A 14,853-nucleotide genomic window follows, 5' to 3' on the forward strand; every position below is an offset into this window, starting at 1 on the left:
GTCGAGATCCTCGCCGCCGGGCGCGACAGCCGCGAACCCGCGGTGCGCCGGGCGGCGCTCCTCGCGCTCGCGCAGGCGCACCGCAGCGGCGACCGGGCGGAGGCGGTGCTCGCGACCGCCGACGCGCTGCTCGCCGAGGATCCCGCCTCGCGCGAGGCGTTCGCGGCGAAGGCCTGGGCGCTCCGGCGGCTCGGGCGCGGCGCGGACCTCTCCCGCGCCGCCGACGCGATCCTCGCGCGGCTCCCGGACGACCCGGAGGTGCTCGGGCTCGCCTCGAGCTCGCGCCTCCTCCTCGGCGATCGCGACGGCGCCGCGCGCGGGTTCCGCCGGCTCGTCGAGACGGGGCGCGCGAGCGCCGCCGTCTACAACGACGGCGCCTGGCTCGAGCTGTTCCGCGGCGGCGCTTCGGCCGAGGCGCTCGGCTGGGCGCGCCGCGCGGTCGAGGCCGCCCCGGGCGATCACGCCGCGCTGAACACCCTCGCGGCCGTGTACGCCGAGCTCGGCCGTCCCGCGGAGGCGCGCAGCGTCTTCCTCCGCTCCCTCGACGACGGGCGCCCGCTCGAGAGCGCGGACTGGTTCGTGGCCGGTCGCATCGCGGAGGGCTTCGCGCTCCCCGAGGCGGCGCGCGCCGCGTACGGGCGCGTGAAGCCGGACCTCGTCGACGGCGCCGAGGACCCCTCGGGTGCGAACGTCCTCGCACGGCGTCGCCTCGCGCTCCTCGGCGGTGGACGCGCCCCGGCGAGCGACGCCGCAGCGCCGGCAGGCAGCGACCGCGGGTCGCGGAAGCGCTGACGCACGGAGGCGCCGGGCGGGGCGCGCGGTTCGATCGGAGGGAGGTCCGCGCGCCCCGAATGCGTGCGTCGCGGCGAAGCGGGCCCAACGGGGCCGCGCAGCCGCGTATATCGCGCCGCGTCGCGCGCGTTAACATCCGCGCTCCCGAACTACCCGCACCGGAGTCATCGTGCCGAGGCGCTCGCCGCTGGAAGCCACCGCCGGGAACACCTCTCCCCCCGAGCCGCTCGACGAAGGCGCACCCTCCGAGGACGCACCCAGCGAGCGCGAGTTCCGCGCCATCTTCGACCTCGCCGGCAGTGGCAAGGCCATGGGGGACCCCGCGCGGAACCGCTTCATCCGCGTGAACCGCCGGTTTTGCGAGATCACGGGCTACTCCGTCGAGGAGCTGCTCGCGCGCGACATCGCCGAGCTCACGCACCCGGCCGACCGCGCCCGGGACGCGGCCGCCATCGCGGCGGCGCTGCGGGGCGAGACCGACGGCTGGACCATCGAGAAGCGCTACCTCCGCAAGGACGGCCAGACCGCGTGGGTGGTGGTGACCGGGTCCGTGCTGCGGGACGCGGAGGAGCGGCCGTTCCGCACCGTCGCGACCGTCCACGACATCACCGCGCGCCGGCGCATCGAGGAGGACCTGCGCGCGAGCGAGGCGCTCCTCCGGCTCGCGCAGCGCGCGGCCCACGCGGGTGTCTGGGAGCTCGACCTCATCGCGGGGACGGCGTGGATGTCCCCGGAGTGCCACGGCCTGTTCGGCACGGCGCTCGCGGCGCGCGGGCCCGACATCGCGGCCTGGCAGCGGCGGATGGTGCCCGAGGACGCCGCGGCCGCCGCGGCCGCGCTCTCCCAGGCGGTGAAGCACGGCGAGGAGTACAGCGCCGAGTTCCGCATCCAGCACCCCGCGCTCGGCGAGCGCTGGCTCTGGGAGATCGGCCGCGCCGAGTACGACGCCTCCGGGGCGGCCGTGCGCGTCCGCGGGATCGCGCTCGACGTCACCGAGCGCAAGCACGCCGAGCAGGCCCTCGTCGCCGCCGACCGCCGCAAGGACCAGTTCCTGGCCGTGCTCTCGCACGAGCTGCGGAACCCGCTCGCGCCGATGCGGAACGCGCTCGACGTGCTCGACCGGGCCGATCCCGCCGGGGAGCCCGCGCGGCGCGCCCGGGCGGTCCTGCAGCGGCAGCTCGCGCACCTGTCGCGGCTGGTCGACGACCTGCTCGACCTCACCCGCATCTCGCGCGGCAAGATCCAGCTCCGCAAGGCGCCGGTGTCGCTCGGCGAGGTCGTTCGGCGCGCAGCCGACGACCACCGCTCGCTCTTCGCGGAGGCGGGCGTCGCGCTCGACGTGCACGTCCCCGCCGCCCCCGTGCCGGTCTCGGGCGACGCGACCCGGCTCACGCAGATCGTCGGCAACCTCCTCCAGAACGCCGCCAAGTTCACCCCTCCCGGCGGACACGTGCTGCTCGAGCTCTTCGCGCTGGGCGCGGACGCGCTCCTCCGCGTGCGCGACACCGGCATCGGCATGGAGGCGGAGATGCTCGAGCGCCTGTTCGAGCCGTTCGCCCAGGCGGAGGTGAGCCTCGAGCGCAGCCGGGGCGGCCTCGGGCTCGGGCTCGCGCTCGTCCGGCGCCTCGCGGAGCTCCACGGCGGCCAGGTCTACGCGCACAGCGAGGGCCTCGGGGCGGGCGCCGAGTTCGTGGTCCGCCTCCCGGTGGCGGCCACCGCGGCGGAGCGCGCGCCCGTCCCCGCCACCCCGGCCGCGGGGGCGCGGCGGCGCGTCCTCGTCGTCGACGACAACGAGGACGCGGCCGAGACCCTGCGCGACCTGCTCGTCCTCGCCGGGCACGAGGTCGCCGTGGCGCACGACGGGGAGGCCGCGGTCGAGGCCGCGCGCGCCCTCCGCCCGGACGTCGTCTTCTGCGACATCGGGCTGCCGAAGCTCGACGGCTACGGCGTGGCGCGCGCGTGCCGCGCCGATCCGGCGACGCGCGGCGCCTACCTCGTGGCGCTCACCGGCTACGCGCTGCCGGACGACCTCCGCCGCGCCGCAGAGGCGGGCTTCGACGAGCACCTCGCGAAGCCCCCGCCGCTCGGCGCGATCGAGGCGGCCCTCGCGCGCGCCCCCGCCCCGCTCCGCGCTGGTTAGACGACGAGCGAAGCGAGTCCGCCGGGACGCCACCGCGTTCGCGGCGAAGCCGCCCGCGGTGGCGCACGGGACCGGCAGGCGGGGTGGGGCGCAGCCCCGTGCTACCCGCCGAGCTCCTCGGCGGTCACGAACCGCGGGGCGATGTCGACCGGGATCCGGGAGAGCCGGTCGAGGACGCGCTTCACCTCCGGCCGCACCACGGCCATCCGCTCGAGGAGGGCCTTCGCCGCGGCCCGGTCGCCCTTCCCCTGGATGGTCATGATCTCGCGGGTGAGCGAGACGACCGCCTCCTTCATCCGCGCGCCGTCGATGGCGAAGGTGCCGTCCGGGCGCGGGACGATCGCGCGCGCGTCGAGGAGCCAGTTGAGCTGGAGCGCCATGCCGCGCCCGTGCGCCTCCCCGAGGCCGAAGCGGATGGAGCGGAAGGCGGAGGCGAGGAAGGTCGGATAGAGCGTCCGCTCCATGGCGCGATCGAGCTTCCCCTCGTCGAGGAGCTTCCGGAGCGCGAAGAGGCCCGCCACGTCGGCCTTCGCCTCCTCGAGGGCGCTGTAGGTGTCGCCGAGCTCGGCGCGGACCGTGGTCTTGCGGCCGGCGACCGTGATCTCGTGCGGCCCGAGCCCGTGCAGGAGCTCGTGCATGAGGATGTGGGTGAAGAAGGGATCGAACGCGATGGCGCCGCGGTCCGCCTTCGAGAGCGCGACGCCCGCGATGGGCACGAGCACCTTCTCGAACTTCGCCTCCTGCACGTTCTTCAGCATGACGCGCTTCGAGCCCATCTCGCGGACGATGCGCTCGTCGTTCGGCAGGTTGTAGGCGGCGGTCTGCACGCCGTGCATCGCGTCGCCCGCCGCGAACACCTCGTTCACCACGCGGATGGGCGCCATGGCCCCGAGCTTCGGGTTCCTCATCGCCGCGTCGATGGGGAGCACGTCCTCGATGCCCTGGAGCTCCGCCGCGAAGCGCTGGAGCTTGGCGGTCTCGGCGTCGTCGCGGACGCCGATGAACGCCTCGAACGCCGCCTTCGCGTTGAACCAGCCGTCCTCGTAGACCTCGTACGGCCCGATGGTCGGGTCCACCGAGGAGTCGAGCTGCATCCAGGCGACGTCGGAGGCGTAGTAGTCGTTCGAGACGAAGGCCTGGGCGCGCGCCTCGAGGAACTTGCGCAGACCCGCGTCCGCGGTGGCCGCCGCCGCCTCGCGGAGGAGCTCCGCCGCGCGGGCGAGCTCGCCCTGGTACTCGAGCGCGTACGGGACCGCGACGAGGCCGCCGTCCGGCGCGCGGCGCACGGTCGTGAAGAACCCGGTCGCCGCCGCCTTCGCCTCCGGCGCGAGCCCGGCGAGCCAGCGCTCCACGTCCTCCTTCGACGCGCCGGCCGGGTAGAAGTTCGCCTGGGCCGGCTTCTCCGGCACGCCGGGCAGGAACGCCGGCTCGCCGTGATCGAGCCGGTCCCACGGCCCCTTGTTTCGGAGGAACGCGGCGAGCCGCGCCGCGCCGAGCGGCGAGCGGTCCTCGGCGAGCGAGAGGAGGAGCGGCTCGTTCCCGGCCCAGACCTGGCGCAGGAAGAGCGCGTCCATCACCCGCGCCGCCTCGACGAGGCGCGCGAGCGCGCGCTGCTCGCCCTCGGGGAGCCGGGACAGATCGAGGCGCAGGTCCACCGGCGCGTAGCGCGCGTCGGCGCGGCGGAGGGCGGCGGCGTCGGGGAGCTTCCGGGGCGCGGCGGCGGCTGGGAGCGCGGCGACGGAGAGTGCGGCGGCGAGGGATCGGGCGGCGATGTTCATCGAGGGGTCCTCCACGGGGTCCGGTCCTTTTACACCGGGGCGAGGGCCCGCGCCGCGCAGGCGAACGGGGCGGACAGACCGCGGGAGTAGGCTCTCCCACATGGACTCGACGGGGCTCCTCCTCCTCGCACTCGGCGTCGCGCTCGGCGCCGCCCTGGGCTTCTTCGCGCGGAGCGGCGAGGCGCGGCGCGCCGCCGAGCGGGCGGTGCGCATCGCCGAGCTCGAGGCGACGCTCTCCGCCGAGCGGGCCGGGGCCGAGGAGAAGCGCGCCCTCGTGGAGGACGCGCGCGCGCGCCTCTCCGACGCCTTCAAGGCGCTCTCCGCCGACGCGCTCCGCGCCTCCAGCGCCTCCTTCCTCGAGCTCGCGCGCGCCGCCCTCGGCCGCGAGCGCGCGGCGGCGGACGGCGACCTCGCCCGGCGCGAGGAGGCGATCGCGGCGCTCGTCGCCCCCGTCCGCGAGGCGCTCGGCAAGCTCGACGGCGAGCTGCGCGGGATGGAGCGGGCGCGCGAGGGCGCCTATGGCGCGCTCACGGAGCAGCTCCGGCAGGTGGCGGAGGCGCAGGCGCAGGTCCGCGGCGAGGCGGCGAACCTCGTGAAGGCGCTCCGGGCGCCGCAGGCCCGCGGGCGCTGGGGCGAGCTGCAGCTCCGCCGCGTGGTCGAGCTCGCGGGCATGCTCGACCGCTGTGACTTCGAGGAGCAGGCCACCGTGGACGGCGACGAGGGCCGGCTCCGCCCCGACCTCGTCGTGCACCTCCCCGGCGGACGGAACGTCGTCGTCGACGCAAAGGCGCCGCTCGCGGCGTACCTCGAGGCCATCGAGGCGAAGGACGAGGGGTCGAGGCGGGCGCACCTCGCCGATCACGCGCGGCAGCTCCGCGAGCACGTGCAGCAGCTCGGGCGCAAGGCGTACTGGGAGCGGCTCCGCCCCGCGCCGGAGTTCGCGGTGCTGTTCCTCCCGGGCGAGAGCTTCTACGCGGCGGCGCTGGAGGCCGACCCCACGCTCCTCGAGGCGAGCGTGGAGCGGCAGGTGATCGTGGCGACGCCGACCACGCTCATCGCCCTCCTCAAGGCGGTGGCGCACGGCTGGCGCCAGGCCGAGGTCGCCGAGAACGCCGAGGCGGTCGCGGCGCTCGGCCGGGAGCTGTACAAGCGGATCGCCGACCTCGGCGGGCACTTCGCCCGGCTCGGGCGCGCGCTCGGCGGCACCGTCGAGGCGTACAACCGGGCGATCGGCTCCCTCGAGGCGCGGGTGCTCCCGGCGGCGCGGCGCTTCGAGGCGCTCTCGGCCGCACCCGCCGACGCGGAGCTCGAGGCGCTCGCCGCGATCGAGATCGCCCCGCGGGCGGTCGTCGCCCCGGAGCTCGCCGACCCGGCCGCGGGCCGCTGACGGTCCTCCTCCACCCGCTCGCAGCCCCGGCACGCCTCCCGAGGGCGGGGGCCCTTTTCACTTTTCGTCGCGCCCGCACGGTCGGTGAGCGGGCTGAACCATTCACTTTCCGTCATCGACCGGCTCTACCGACTACGCGCCGAGGGCGGCGAGGGCCGGGTCCGACGGCGCGATCCGGCTGATCCGCCGCGCCTTCCGCGGTTTTCGACCCAAAATCGCCCGCGCAATTTTAACGTGGAGCGGTCCCGTCAATGTTGCCTCGCGGAGTCCACAAAGGCCATTTCGCGGGGCGGTTTTCGGGTTTGACCGGGGTGGGGCGTGACGTCCGTCAATTGCGACGCTCGACGGACGGGTGCGCCGATACCGCGCGGCGACCGATTGCCGCACGATCGGCCCGCAAAGATTTCGTTGGGTGAAAATCGGAAAAGCGCCGGAATTTTAGCAGGTTGCAATTTGAGGTCGGGACAGTAGTCTCCGCGGCACCCGGAGGACGGAATGAACGATATGGACTCCGAAGTGCTCGGCCTGGAGACCAAGGGCGTCTCCCGCCGTGACTTCATCAAGGTCTGCACCACCGCGGCGGCGGCCGTGGGCCTCCCGGCCTGGGCCGGCGAGAAGATGGCGGAGAACGTGGCCAAGGGGAAAAAGCCCTCGGTCATCTGGCTCCACTTCCAGGAGTGCACCGGCTGCACCGAGTCGCTGCTCCGCACGAGCCACCCGGACGTCGGCTCGCTCATCCTCGACCTCGTCTCGGTCGACTATCACGAGACCTTGTTCGCGGCGGCCGGCCGCCAGATCGAGGAGGCGCTCGAGAAGGCGCTGCACGAGAACGAGGGCAAGTTCGTCCTCGTGGTCGAGGGCGCCATCCCGGAGAAGGACGGCGGCATCTACTGCCAGGTAGGCGGCAAGAAGGCGATCGACACGCTCAACGCGGTCGCCGCCAAGGCCGGGGCGATCATCGCCATCGGCTCCTGCGCGTCCTGGGGCGGCGTGCCCTCCGCGGCGCCGAACCCGACGGGCGCGACCGGCGCCCCGCAGATCCTGAAGGGCAAGACGGTCGTCACGCTGCCCGGCTGCCCGGCGAACCCCTACAACCTGCTCGGCACCGTGCTGCAGTACGCGACCTTCGGCACGCTCCCCGCGCTCGACGACCTCGGCCGCCCGAAGTTCGCCTACGGCCGCGTCATCCACGAGGACTGCCAGCGCCGCCCGCACTTCGACGCCGGCCGGTTCGCGCAGGCGTTCGGGGACGAAGGGCACCGCAACGGCTACTGCCTCTACAAGCTCGGCTGCAAGGGCCCCCAGACCCACGCCAACTGCTCGCTGCTCGACTTCTGCGAGGTCCCCGGCGCGTGGCCCGTCGGCATCGGCCACCCGTGCGTCGGCTGCACCGAGCAGGGCATCGGCTTCAACGTGCCGATCTACACGAACCTGCCCATCCAGAACCCGACCGCCCCGATGGCCTACCCCGCCGTCCACCCCGACCACACGGTGCTCGGCAAGAGCGCGCTCGCGGTCGGCGTCGGCGGCGCCGTGATCGGCGCCATCGTCGGCGCGGGCGTGGTCGCGACGCGGAAGATCAGCGCCGAGTCCGAGAAGAGCGAGCGGAAGGAGTAACGCCCCTATGCGCATCTCACGACGAGACCTGCTCAAGGGAGCGGCCGTTGCGGGGGCGACCACCGCGCTCGCCGGGACCGCGTCCGCTCGAGAAGCCGTCGAGCCGCGCCCCGAGGCGGTGGGAATGCTCTTCGACGCCACCCAGTGCGTCGGCTGCCGCGCCTGCCAGACCGCGTGCAAGCGCGCCAACAAGCTGCCGGTGGACCTCGAGACCGGCGAGACCGGCGGGCAGTACGACGCGCCCCGCGATCTCAACAGCACGACGAAGAACGTCATCAAGGCGGTCGAGGGCGCGAACGGCCCGACCTACATGAAGCAGCAGTGCATGCACTGCGTCGACCCGTCGTGCGTGTCGGTCTGCATGATGGGCGCCCTCCACAAGGAGGGCGAGGGGAAGAAGAAGATCCCCGGCGAGCGCGCCGGGACCGGCATCGTCGTCTACGACAAGAACACCTGCGTCGGGTGCCGCTACTGCCAGATCGGCTGCGCGTTCAACGTGCCGAAGTTCGAGTGGTTCGACGCCTTCCCGCTCATCGTGAAGTGCGAGCTGTGCCGGCACCGCGCCGACCCGAAGCAGGAGGGGCTCCTCTCCATCGCGAACCCCGCCTGCTGCGAGGTCTGCCCACGCGAGGCGGTCGTCTACGGCCGGCGCGAGGAGCTGCTCGCCGAGGCGAAGCGGCGCATCGCCGCCGCGCCCACGCGCTACCAGCAGCACGTCTACGGCGAGAAGGAGGGCGGCGGCACCCAGGTGCTGTACCTCGCCCCCGCGGGCGTCTCGTTCACGCAGCTCGGGCTGCCCGAGCTGCCGGACCGCTCGCAGGCCTCGTTCTCGGAGAGCGTCTCCCACGCGCCGTACCTGCACGGCGTCACGCCGGTCGCGCTGTACCTCGGCATGGCCGCGCTCATCGCGCGCAGCCGGAAGAAGGAAGAGGCGGCCGAGCACCGCGAGGAGGGCAAGTAGATGAGCGCCCACGATCATCCGAAGGCCATCGGCGGGAGCCTGCTCGACCGCTCGATGCTGATGCTGCTCGCGCTGTTCGGCGTCGCCGCCGTGGTGATGGCCTACCGCTTCTTCGCCGGCGTCGGGCCGGTGTCGAACATGACGGACGGCTTCACCTGGGGCATCTGGGAGCCGGTCAACGTCGTCGTCTTCACCGGCATCGGGGCGGGCGCGTACTCGGTCGGCCTGCTCTGCTACCTCCTCAACAAGGGCCAGTACCACGGCCTCGTGCGGCCGGCGGTGCTCGTCGGCGCCATCGCCTACACCCTCGGCGGCAGCTCGATCATGATCGCGCTGGGCCGGTACTGGAACTCGTACCTCTTGCCGTGGGTCCCGTGGTGGAACCTCAGCTCCGCGCTGCTCGAGGTCGCCATCTGCGTCATCGTCTACGTGAGCGTGCTGTGGATCGAGGTGCTGCCGTCGGTCCTCGACGGCGCCGCCGCGAGCCGCTCGCCGCGCTGGTCGGCGATCGGCAAGACCTGGGGCCCGCGCCTCGCGAAGGCGATGCCGTACATCATCGCGCTCGCGATCCTGCTCCCCACCATGCACCAGAGCTCCCTCGGCGGCCTGATGCTCATCGCCGGCCCCAAGATCCACCCGCTCTGGCACACGGCGCTCCTGCCCACGCTGTTCCTCGTCTCCTGCCTGTCGATGGGGTTCGGCGCGGTCGTGGCGCTCGTCACGATCCTGAACCTCACCTGGAACGCGAAGCACGACCCGAAGCTGTTCGCGGACATGTCCAAGGTGAACGCGGGCATGCTGCTCTTCTACGTGGTGCTCCGCGTCGCGGACGTCGCGTGGAGCGGCAAGCTCCGCTTCCTCGCGCTCGACTTCCCCACGTTCCTGTTCGTGGCCGAGCTCGCGCTCTTCCTCGCCCCGGCGCTCATGTTCCTCTCGCCGCGGGTGCAGCGGAACAAGGGCCGGATGTTCGGGGCGGCGCTGCTCGCCGTCGCGGCGGGCGCCGCGTACCGCGTCGACGCCTACCTCACCATGTACCGCCCGGCGGGCTGGACCGCGGACGGCAAGCCCATCGCCGCCGGCTGGAACTACTGGCCGTCGCTGGGCGAGACGATCGTCACGGTCGGCATGGCGGCCATCGGCGTCGCGCTGTTCATCTTCATCTCCCGCAAGTTCCCCGTCGTGGTCGTCGAGGACGTCCGCGCGCACACCACCGTCGGCAGCGGCCCCGCGAAGGCCGTGGCCAGCCGCTAGTCAGAGAGGTGAACGTCCATGGGTAAGCTCATCACCATCGACCCCGTCACTCGGATCGAGGGTCACCTCCGCATCGACGTCGAGGTGGACGGCGGGGCGGTCAAGAACGCCTGGTCCTCCGGGACCATGTGGCGCGGCATCGAGACCATCCTCCAGGGCCGCGATCCGCGCGACGCCTGGGTGTTCACGCAGCGCATCTGCGGCGTGTGCACCACCGTGCACGCCATCGCCTCGGTGCGCAGCGTCGAGAACGCGCTCGGCCTCGAGATCCCGCTCAACGCCCAGCTCATCCGCAACGTGATCATGAGCGCGCACGCGCTCCACGATCACATCGTCCACTTCTACGCGCTCTCCGCGCTCGACTGGGTCGACGTGGTCGCCGCGCTGAAGGCGGATCCGGAGAAGGCGGCGAACCTCGCCGACTCGCTCGGCCTCCAGTGGGCGGGCAACTCCAAGCACGCCCTCAAGGCGGTGAAGGAGAACGTGGCGGGCTTCGTCGCGGCCGGCCAGCTCGGCATCTTCACCAACGGCTACTGGGGCCACCCGGCGATGAAGCTCCCGCCGGAGGTGAACCTGCTCGCCGTCGCGCACTACCTGCAGGCGCTCGACGTGCAGCGCAAGGCGAACCAGGTCGTCGCGATCCTGGGCTCGAAGACGCCCAACATCCAGAACCTCGCGGTCGGCGGCGTCGCCAACGCGATCAACCTGGACAGCGCGGCCGCCCTCAACATGGAGAAGCTGTACCAGGTGAAGACGCTCCTCGAGGAGGTCGTCACCTTCGTGCAGCAGGTCTACCTGCCGGACGTCGCCGCCATCGCGGCGAGCTACCCGGACTGGCTCAAGTACGGCGCGGGCGTGACGAACTACCTCGCCGTGCCGGACATGCCGACCGACGCGAAGATGACGCAGTTCGACCTGCCCGGCGGCGTCATCTGGAACGGCGACCTCTCGAACGTGAAGCCGGTCGCGAGCTGGAACGACGACTACCTGAAGCAGAACGTCACCGAGTCGATCGCCCGCGCCTACTACGAGGGCGACACCGTCCGCCAGCCGTGGGAAGGCCAGACGAACCCGAAGTACACCGGTGAGTGGAAGGCCGAGACGCCCGCGCCCGAGAAGTACACCTGGGTGAAGGCCCCGCGCCTCGAGGGCAAGCCGGTCCAGGTCGGCCCGCTCGCGCAGGTGCTCGTCGGCTACGCCGGCGGCCACGAGAGCATCAAGAAGTGGGCGGACTTCTGCCTCGGCACCGCCGGCAAGATCGCGGGCGTGAAGCTCACGCCGGCAGTCCTCCACTCGACGCTCGGCCGCCACGCCGCCCGCGCGATCCGCGCGGCGACCATGGGCGAGCTCGCGCTCAAGCACTGGAAGCTCCTCGTCGAGAACATCGGCAAGGGCGACACGGCGGTCTTCGTCGACCCGATGAAGAACCTGAAGCCCGGCACGTACAAGGGCGTCGGCTTCCACGAGGCGCCCCGCGGCACGCTCTCGCACTGGTCGGTCATCGAGTCCGACGGCAAGACGATGAAGCTCGCCAACTACCAGGCCGTCGTGCCGTCCACCTGGAACGCCGGCCCGCGCGACGCGAAGGACCAGCTCGGCCCCTACGAGAAGTCGCTCGTCGGCAACCCGATCGCCGACCCGAAGCTGCCGCTCGAGGCGCTCCGCACCATCCACTCGTTCGATCCGTGCCTCGCCTGCGCCATCCACACCGTGGACGCGGAGGGAGAGGAGATCTCGCGGGTGAAGGTGCTGTAGCGACCGGCCGCCCAGTCAACCGCTCGCGCTGAGCCTGTCGAAGCGCGAGCGTCGTGGATGGTAGAACCGATCCCGTCCCGGCCTCTCCCGGGACGGGATTTTCTTTCGACGCAGGAGCTTCATGTCCACCCCCCGCATCGCGGTCATCGGCATCGGCAACGTGCTCACCGGCGACGACGCCGTGGGCCCGCACGTCGTCCGGGTGTTCGAGGCCCGCTACGCGGTGCCGCCCGACGTGCAGGTGATGGACGCCGGCACCCCAGGCTACGACCTCACCGCGTTCATCGCGGGGCTCGAGGCGCTCGTCCTCGTGGACGCGGTGAAGGCGAAGGCCGCGCCGGGCACGCGGCGCGTGTACGACAAGGAAGAGCTGCTGCACAAGGCGCCGGTCCTCGCGATGAGCCCCCACGAGCCGGGCGTGCGCGAGGCCCTCATGAACGCGGAGTTCATGGGTGTCTCGCCGAAGGTGGTGAAGCTCGTCGGCGTCGTCCCGGCGAGCGTCGCGACCGGGATCGGGCTCAGCCCGGAGGTGCGGGCGGCGATCGAAGGCGCCGTCGCCCAGGTCGCGCAGGAGCTCGCGGCGCTCGGGGTGGCGGTGACGGAGCGGGTGCCGGCCGCCGAGCCGGACCTGTGGTGGGAGAAGCCGCGGGGCTGAGCGGGGCGAGGCGGTCGTTTCGACGCGCGGCTTGGCGCGGCGTACGAGAAGCCTCGTTTCTCACAGTTTCGTAAGGCGCGTCGCGCGCAGGCGCGCACGCGTGCCGTGGGATGCTCGATCTCGGCGGCCTACCGCCGGACCGGCCACCGCCCGACCGAGAGTTCCGCACGCGTCAGCGCTGGAGCGTGGATATCGCCGAGCGCTGAGCGGGCTATTTACACGAGCTGGCGTTGACCTCATGGGGCCAGACGTGCGGTCGAATAGGGGGTGTCTGGCGCACGCGCCTAGCCGCCTCGGACGCGGGCTCTATGTTGAGGACGCCCGTCTTCGTTTCGTTCCCCGGAAAGAGGCGTGAACGTTTGCGTACGCACCGTGGTCGTGGTCGCCGCTCTGGCGGCCGCCGCGTGTGGCCGAGAGCAGCATGCACGGCTCGAGATCGCGGTAGAGGGGCCTGGCTCCGTCGTCGTCACGAGCGGAGAACGCCGGGTGTGCCGCAGCTCCTGCTCGTTCGAGCTGAAGGTTCCCAGCGACCTCACGCTCGAGATCGTCCCGCGCGAGGGCGCGGCCATCGAGCACGCGGCCGGACCATGCGAAAAGGCCACGCGCTGCGCCCTCCGGCTCGACGCGGACACGAGCTGAAGGGCTTCAGCGAAGTCGCCCGGAGCGACCTCGACGGTCACGGAAACGCGGTCGGGATCGCTTCCCCCTATCCCTCCGGTTCCTCGTTCCCGGTGCGCTTCGACGCGGCGAAGGGGACCTTCGAACGTCTCTACGGTCTGAACGAGGGGGTCAGCGCTGTCCGCGCGAACGACGACGGGTTGATCGTGACGGCTGTCGGGGATTTCTGGCAGGACGGAATGGTGTGGTCGTCCGGGGGGAAGCCCGTGTGCGACCTCTCCGACCACGATTGGCTGGTCGGCTCCATCCAGGAGATGGATATGCACACCCGTCCCTGGGTGTACGACGGCACGACGGTGAAGATCTGGGGCGGAGGATCGCCCGACGTCTTCGCCTCCGCCGTGAACAGCGCCGGCCGGGTCGTGGGGAAACAGGAGCTGGACGCCGGGCTCGCGATCGGGAGCGCGACGGTGGGGTGGTCGGTGGAGATCCTCCCGGATTCGGTGGTCCTCCTGCCCATCGACGAGCCCTCCTACGCCGCGGATGTGAGCGACACCGGCATCGTCGTCGGGGGCCTCCGCTCCTTCGGTCTCGCGAGAGCCGCGTACGTCTACAATCTCGAGACGGGTGACTTGCGCGTGGTCGAGCCGCCAGAGGGCTGCGTCGCGGCGGCGCTGCACCGGATCGACCCATCCGGCTCCGTCGCGGTCGGACCGGGGTTCTGCGACTGGAGAGGGGACGTCCCTCTCGTCTACTTCGTCGCCGAAGATAGGTTGGTTCCGCTCGAATACCTCACGGACCTTTCTCCTGGTTGGCGCCTCGTAGTCGCACAAGCGGTCAATGCCCATGGCCAGATTCTGGCCTGGGGGACTGGGGGGCAAACGGGCCAGGGGGAGACCGGATACTTCATCCTCACGCCCGAGTGACCCACCAATCCGCCGCCGCCCGCTCGACGTCACCTTAGATGAGCCGCCGGCCTCGACCGCGCGGTACGCTCCGATTCGGACCGTGGCGGTGGAGCTCCTCAGCCTGCTCCGGTTGGTCGGCCGAGGGGCTGATCGACGCGGCCTAACCCAGCGTCTCGCCGAAGAACGACTCGAGGCGTCGCCAGTGGCGGTCGGCCGCGTCCTCGTCGTACGCGCCGGCATGGTCGCTCACCGCGAACCCGTGCTTCTTCCCCGGGTACAGCTCGAGGCAGTAGCGGACGTGGGCCGCGCCCAGCGCTGCGGCCAGCGTCCCCTGCTGCTCCGGCGTGCAGCCGCGATCCTCGTCGGCGACGCCGACGTAGAGCGACGCCAGGACGCGCTGGGCGAGGCGGTGCGGGCTGTCCGCAGCGTCGGTCACGAGGCCCCCGGCGTGGATCGCCGCAGCGGCGCGCACCCGGTCCGGATGCAGCGCGGCCGTGAGGAACGAGAGACGACCGCCCATGCAATAGCCGGTGACGCCGACGCGGTCCTCGCGGACGCCTCGCTGCGCGGCGATCGCGCCGAGATATGCGCCCGCGTCCACGGCCATTCGCTCCGGAGTGAGCGACCGGAGGAGCGCCGTGAGACGTTCGCGCTCGGGCGGGTCGCTCCAGACGGTGGCGGCGTCGAACGGCGGGAACTCCCGCGCACGGTAGAAGACGTCCGGCAGCAGCACGAGGTAGCCGAGGCGCGCGAGGCGGGCGGCCATCTCGTGCATCGAGGGGCGCACGCCGAACGCGTCCGTGTAGAAGAGCACCGCGGCTCGCGGGGCCTTCGCTTCGCGGTGGATCCAGGCGTGGGCGACGCCGTCCGCGGTCTCGACGTCGATCTCCTCGCGTCGCGTGGTCATGGGCTCTCCCTTGCGGCAGTTATAGCGGCGCCGGCACCGCCGGACGCGTCCGCGCGGCTCACCCGCGTATCCGCCTCCTTCGGG

11 protein-coding genes and 1 pseudogene are annotated in these 14,853 nt (G+C 72.4%); 10 read left to right on the forward strand and 2 right to left on the reverse strand.

Translation table 11 applies throughout. The features are described from left to right. Positions 1 to 792, forward strand: a pseudogene (locus MNY62_RS07305) (DUF3857 domain-containing protein); the annotation flags it as partial. Positions 793 to 961: 169 nt separating this feature from the next. Next, the gene (locus MNY62_RS07310) at positions 962 to 2,932 is read left to right on the forward strand and encodes a PAS domain-containing hybrid sensor histidine kinase/response regulator (protein WP_242343460.1); all 1,971 of its coding nucleotides are present in this window, start codon (positions 962 to 964) and stop codon (positions 2,930 to 2,932) included. Positions 2,933 to 3,033: 101 nt separating this feature from the next. Here MNY62_RS07310 and MNY62_RS07315 read toward each other — a convergent pair whose 3' ends face one another. Next, positions 3,034 to 4,710 carry a dipeptidyl-peptidase 3 family protein gene (locus tag MNY62_RS07315; protein WP_242343461.1) on the reverse strand — a complete coding sequence of 559 codons (1,677 nt, stop codon included), beginning with the start codon at positions 4,708 to 4,710 and terminating at the stop codon, positions 3,034 to 3,036. 100 nt (positions 4,711 to 4,810) lie between these two features. Here MNY62_RS07315 and MNY62_RS07320 point away from each other — a divergent pair, with 100 nt between their 5' ends. The 8 genes from MNY62_RS07320 to MNY62_RS07355 all read left to right on the forward strand — a co-directional run bounded on the left by MNY62_RS07320 (position 4,811) and on the right by MNY62_RS07355 (position 13,880). After that, positions 4,811 to 6,097: a DNA recombination protein RmuC gene (locus MNY62_RS07320; RefSeq protein ID WP_242343463.1), complete on the forward strand. Its 1,287-nt coding sequence runs from the start codon at positions 4,811 to 4,813 to the stop codon at positions 6,095 to 6,097. Positions 6,098 to 6,601: 504 nt separating this feature from the next. Beyond that, positions 6,602 to 7,714: a hydrogenase small subunit gene (locus MNY62_RS07325; protein ID WP_242343464.1), complete on the forward strand. Its 1,113-nt coding sequence runs from the start codon at positions 6,602 to 6,604 to the stop codon at positions 7,712 to 7,714. A 7-nt stretch (positions 7,715 to 7,721) separates the two neighbouring features. Next, positions 7,722 to 8,675 carry a hydrogenase 2 operon protein HybA gene (gene hybA / locus MNY62_RS07330; RefSeq protein ID WP_242343465.1) on the forward strand — a complete coding sequence of 318 codons (954 nt, stop codon included), beginning with the start codon at positions 7,722 to 7,724 and terminating at the stop codon, positions 8,673 to 8,675. Further along, entirely contained in the window at positions 8,676 to 9,926 is a 1,251-nt protein-coding gene (nrfD, locus tag MNY62_RS07335; protein WP_242343466.1) for an NrfD/PsrC family molybdoenzyme membrane anchor subunit, read from the forward strand. Positions 9,927 to 9,944: 18 nt separating this feature from the next. Next, a complete protein-coding gene (locus MNY62_RS07340) occupies positions 9,945 to 11,681 on the forward strand; it encodes a nickel-dependent hydrogenase large subunit (RefSeq protein WP_242343467.1) in 1,737 nt (578 codons plus the stop codon). 121 nt (positions 11,682 to 11,802) lie between these two features. After that, positions 11,803 to 12,336 carry a hydrogenase maturation protease gene (locus tag MNY62_RS07345; protein WP_242343468.1) on the forward strand — a complete coding sequence of 178 codons (534 nt, stop codon included), beginning with the start codon at positions 11,803 to 11,805 and terminating at the stop codon, positions 12,334 to 12,336. Positions 12,337 to 12,822: 486 nt separating this feature from the next. Then, the gene (locus MNY62_RS07350; protein WP_242343469.1) at positions 12,823 to 12,975 is read left to right on the forward strand and encodes a hypothetical protein; all 153 of its coding nucleotides are present in this window, start codon (positions 12,823 to 12,825) and stop codon (positions 12,973 to 12,975) included. Then, a complete protein-coding gene (locus tag MNY62_RS07355) occupies positions 12,924 to 13,880 on the forward strand; it encodes a hypothetical protein (protein ID WP_242343470.1) in 957 nt (318 codons plus the stop codon). The genes MNY62_RS07350 and MNY62_RS07355 overlap by 52 nt, the downstream gene beginning before the upstream one ends. A gap of 142 nt (positions 13,881 to 14,022) precedes the next feature. Here the strand turns inward: MNY62_RS07355 and MNY62_RS07360 are convergent, their stop codons facing one another. Then, a complete protein-coding gene (locus MNY62_RS07360) occupies positions 14,023 to 14,769 on the reverse strand; it encodes a dienelactone hydrolase family protein (RefSeq protein ID WP_242343471.1) in 747 nt (248 codons plus the stop codon). Between the last annotated feature and the right edge of the window lie 84 nt (positions 14,770 to 14,853).

It is taken from the genome of Anaeromyxobacter terrae (assembly GCF_022690685.1).
Classification (GTDB): Bacteria; Myxococcota; Myxococcia; order Myxococcales; family Anaeromyxobacteraceae; genus Anaeromyxobacter; species Anaeromyxobacter terrae.

Bases quoted from the DNA above. Each gene is read 5' to 3' on its own strand.
- MNY62_RS07315 (WP_242343461.1), bottom strand. From the start codon at position 4,710: ATGAACATCGCCGCCCGATCCCTCGCCGCCGCACTCTCCGTCGCCGCG.
- MNY62_RS07320 (WP_242343463.1), top strand. From the start codon at position 4,811: ATGGACTCGACGGGGCTCCTCCTCCTCGCACTCGGCGTCGCGCTCGGC.
- MNY62_RS07325 (WP_242343464.1), top strand. From the start codon at position 6,602: ATGGACTCCGAAGTGCTCGGCCTGGAGACCAAGGGCGTCTCCCGCCGT.
- hybA (WP_242343465.1), top strand. From the start codon at position 7,722: ATGCGCATCTCACGACGAGACCTGCTCAAGGGAGCGGCCGTTGCGGGG.
- nrfD (WP_242343466.1), top strand. From the start codon at position 8,676: ATGAGCGCCCACGATCATCCGAAGGCCATCGGCGGGAGCCTGCTCGAC.
- MNY62_RS07340 (WP_242343467.1), top strand. From the start codon at position 9,945: ATGGGTAAGCTCATCACCATCGACCCCGTCACTCGGATCGAGGGTCAC.
- MNY62_RS07345 (WP_242343468.1), top strand. From the start codon at position 11,803: ATGTCCACCCCCCGCATCGCGGTCATCGGCATCGGCAACGTGCTCACC.
- MNY62_RS07355 (WP_242343470.1), top strand. From the start codon at position 12,924: ATGCGAAAAGGCCACGCGCTGCGCCCTCCGGCTCGACGCGGACACGAG.
- MNY62_RS07360 (WP_242343471.1), bottom strand. From the start codon at position 14,769: ATGACCACGCGACGCGAGGAGATCGACGTCGAGACCGCGGACGGCGTC.